Source organism: Streptomyces sporangiiformans, assembly GCF_005768555.2.
Lineage (GTDB): Bacteria > Actinomycetota > Actinomycetes > Streptomycetales > Streptomycetaceae > Streptomyces > Streptomyces sporangiiformans.
Genome location: NZ_VCHX02000243.1, coordinates 1 through 3,260, shown reverse-complemented (window position 1 = coordinate 3,260; position 3,260 = coordinate 1). Strand labels below are relative to the sequence as shown.

General features: G+C 71.0%; 4 protein-coding genes and 1 pseudogene. 2 read left to right on the top strand and 3 right to left on the bottom strand.

Annotated elements, in window-relative coordinates:
- A pseudogene (locus FGD71_RS49325) lies at nucleotides 1-156 on the bottom strand (MFS transporter); the annotation flags it as partial.
- 154 nt (nucleotides 157-310) lie between these two features.
- Entirely contained in the window at nucleotides 311-1,123 is an 813-nt protein-coding gene (locus FGD71_RS35205; RefSeq protein ID WP_119104621.1) for a trans-aconitate 2-methyltransferase, read from the bottom strand.
- Between the two features lie 131 nt (nucleotides 1,124-1,254).
- Here FGD71_RS35205 and tamR point away from each other — a divergent pair, with 131 nt between their 5' ends.
- Nucleotides 1,255-1,752, top strand: coding sequence for a MarR family transcriptional regulator TamR (tamR, locus tag FGD71_RS35200; protein WP_119104620.1), 498 nt, complete (start codon nucleotides 1,255-1,257; stop codon nucleotides 1,750-1,752).
- On the opposite strand, the gene FGD71_RS35195 is transcribed toward tamR, so the two are convergent.
- Entirely contained in the window at nucleotides 1,711-2,478 is a 768-nt protein-coding gene (locus FGD71_RS35195; protein WP_119104619.1) for a LuxR C-terminal-related transcriptional regulator, read from the bottom strand. The two genes, tamR and FGD71_RS35195, sit on opposite strands and share 42 nt — an antisense overlap.
- Before the next feature lie 258 nt (nucleotides 2,479-2,736).
- Between FGD71_RS35195 and FGD71_RS35190 the strand changes: the two genes are divergently transcribed.
- Nucleotides 2,737-3,192 carry a GNAT family N-acetyltransferase gene (locus FGD71_RS35190; RefSeq protein WP_119104622.1) on the top strand — a complete coding sequence of 152 codons (456 nt, stop codon included), beginning with the start codon at nucleotides 2,737-2,739 and terminating at the stop codon, nucleotides 3,190-3,192.
- Nucleotides 3,193-3,260: the final 68 nt, after the last annotated feature.

The window sequence follows — 3,260 nt, the reverse complement described above, 5'->3', positions numbered from 1 at the left end:
GAGCGCGGCGACCGTTCCGTAGACGAGGAAGTCGTAGAACTCCACGGCGGTACCGAGCAGTCCGGACAGCGCGACACGGCGCAACTGACGTGCGGACTCAGGGGACGGCGAGGTGGCCGGGGACGGGGACGGGGATGCTGCTGGGGACGCGGGCATCGCGGGCTCCCTTGAGCGGGGGGAGGGACATCGCGAAGATAGGCGCGGTCCAAACCGCCGTCAATAATCTGCACAACATTGCCCGGCGGCCCCGAAACGCCTCGGCCACACCACCGCCACCCCGCTCCTGACCCGCCGCGGGCCACCCCGCGCCTCACCCCTTCCGGGCGACGACGAAGAGGCGACGGAAGGGCAGAACCGTGCCGTAGGGAGCCGTCGGGTAGGCCTCGCGGAGCAGGTCGCGGTACTCGGCCACGAAGGCATCCCTCGCCTCGGGGTCGGCCGAGAGGACCGTGAGGGCGGGGCGGAGGGCCGTGCCCTTGGCCCAGTCGAGGACGGGGTCCTGCCCGTGGAGGAGCTGCATGTACGTCGTCTCCCAGACGTCGGCGTCGCAGCCCAGCCGGGCCAGCCGGTCGAGATAGACGGTCGGGGCGTGCACCGAGTCCTCGTGGCGGACGGCGTCGCCGAGCCGGTCGCGCCAGCGTGCGGAGACGGCGAGTTCGCGCAGCAGGGAGTGCAGGGGGGCGTCGAGATTGTTGGGGACCTGGAACGCGAACACGCCGCCGGGCGCCACCGCGTCGAGCCAGCCCGAGAACGCGTCCAGATGACCCGGAACCCAGTGGAGGGCCGCGTTCGAGGCAATCAGGTGGTACGTCTCCGTGGGCCCCCACTCCGTGAGGTCCGCGTGGGCGAAGTCGAGCTGGCCACCCCCGGCCGTGCCACCCGCGTACGCCTCGGCCCGGGCGAGCATTTCCCGGGAGTTGTCGTACCCGGTGATGTGTGCGGTCGGCCAGCGCTCGGCGAGCTGGGTCGTGACGTTGCCGGGGCCGCAGCCCAGGTCGGCGATGCGGGCCGGGTCCGCGGGCAGGGCCGGCACGCGGGCGAGGAGGTCGGCGAAGGGGCGGGCGCGGTGCTCGGCGTGGCGCAGGTACTGACCCGGGTCCCAGGTGGGAGTGGCGGCGGGCATGGAGGGCCTCCTCGCAGACGAAGTCACTGTCACCCGTGGGAAGTCACGGGCTGAGGTGATCTCCACCCTCACACCGCAAGTATCTTGACGTCAAGAGACTTCACGTCGACACAACCATTACACTGATCGTCATGGAGGACGAGGTCGATCGACTGGTCGCAGCATGGCGCCGCGAGCGCCCCGACCTCGACGTGGAGCCGCTGGAAGTGCTCAGCCGCGTGAGCAGACTGGCACGGCACCTGGACCGCGCACGCCGTCTGGCGTTCGCCGAGCACAACCTGGAGCCCTGGGAGTTCGACGTCCTGACGGCACTGAGGCGTGCCGGGACCCCCTACCAGCTCTCCCCCGGCCAGCTGCTCACCCAGACCCTCGTGACATCCGGCACGATGACGAACCGTATCGACCGTCTGGCGAAGAAGGGCCTGGTGGAGCGGCTTCCCGACCCCAGCGACCGCCGAGGCGTGCTGGTGCGGCTGACGGCGGAGGGACGCGACCGCGCGGACCAGTCCCTCGCCGGGCTCCTCGAACAGGAGCGGGCGATCCTGGCGGAGCTCACCACCGCCCAGCGCGGCGAACTGGCCGGGCTGCTACGCCAGCTGACCGCCCCGTTCGACAACATCCCCGGCTAGGTCGACGGGCCCCACCCCGGCGCGGCGGGCGAGCGCCACGGCGGCGAGGGTCGAGTGCACGCCCAGCTTCCCCAGCACGTTCTGCATATGCGTGCGGACGGTGTGCGGGGAGAGGAACAGGCGCTCGGCGACGGCCTTGCGCCCCAGGCCCGCGACCATGCACCGCAGCACCTCGCGCTCACGCGGGGTGAGGGACTCGACGAGCCGCTCGCTCTCGGTGCGGTGCTTGCGCGCGGCGGTGAGTTCACGCAGCACGCCCGTGAGGAGCGCGGGCGGCAGATGCGTCTCGTCCCGCAGCACACCCCGGATGACCGTCAGCAGCCTGGACAGCGAGCAGTCCTTGGCGACCCAGCCCGACGCACCGGCCTGCAGGGCGAGGGCGGCGCGGCGCGGGTCGTCCTTCTCGGCGAGGACGACCGTCCGGACGGCGGGCTGGCCCGAACGGACGCCCGCGACCAGGGAGATGCCGTCGACCAGGCCTTCCTCGTTGTTGTCGTGCACGGATACGGCCGGGCGGGCGCCCGGAACGTTGCCCCCCAGGTCGGCGTCGACGAGCAGCACGTCGAACCTGCGGCCTTCCGCCGCCGCTCGCTCCAGGCAGCGCAGCGCGGCGGGGCCGCTGCCGGCTGCGGAGACGTCGACGTCGGGCTCCGCGGCAAGGGCCGCGGCGAGCGACTCGGCGAAGATGCGGTGGTCGTCGACGACCAGGACACGGATGCGAACCACTGATACCCCCACTGGTCGGGGGACGACCTGCGCGGGTACGGCGCCCGGAGTGTTCGTTCCCAAGCCCCCAGGACCCGGGAATGGGCTGCCGCAGCCGCACGGCCGCCGCCGTGCTGGGACTGCTACCCCCACTCCGGGCGTCGTACCCGACTGTCTCGCCCCCTGATCAGCACCGGCCCCCACCGGTGCTGTTCATCAGAGTAAGGCCGGGTGGCAGGAGCGGAAGGTAAATTGCAGAACTGATTGGCCAGCGCGTTTATGGTGAGCCGTATGTTTCGTATGGAGACAGGAGTCGACAAAGAGTTTAGCCAGTTGCTGCGTTCCCGGCTCCGGGAGGCCAACACGGCGGCTTCTTCCGTGCTCCGGTCTCTGCGCGGCACTCCTGGCGAACGTGAAGTACCGCTCCACGTATGGGCGTTGGACGAGCGGGATGATCTGGCGGGCGGTCTCGTCGGCCACACCTGGACGAGCTGGCTCCATGTGACGTACCTCTGGGTCGACGAACGGCACCAGGGGCTCGGGGTCGGGGGGCGGCTGCTGGCCGAGGCGGAGCGGTTGGCCGCGGCCGAGCGCGGTTGTCACAACTCGCGCGTGGAGACGTGGGACTTCCAGGCCCCCGAGTTCTACAAGAAGCAGGGCTACGAGGTGGTGTGCGTGATCCCCGACTACCCGCCGGGGATCACGGAGTACACGCTGACGAAGCGGTTGGGGTGACGGGAAGGTTTTTTCGCCCCCGCCGCCCCTACCCGTCCCATCCTTCTGGGGCTCCGCCCCAGACCCCG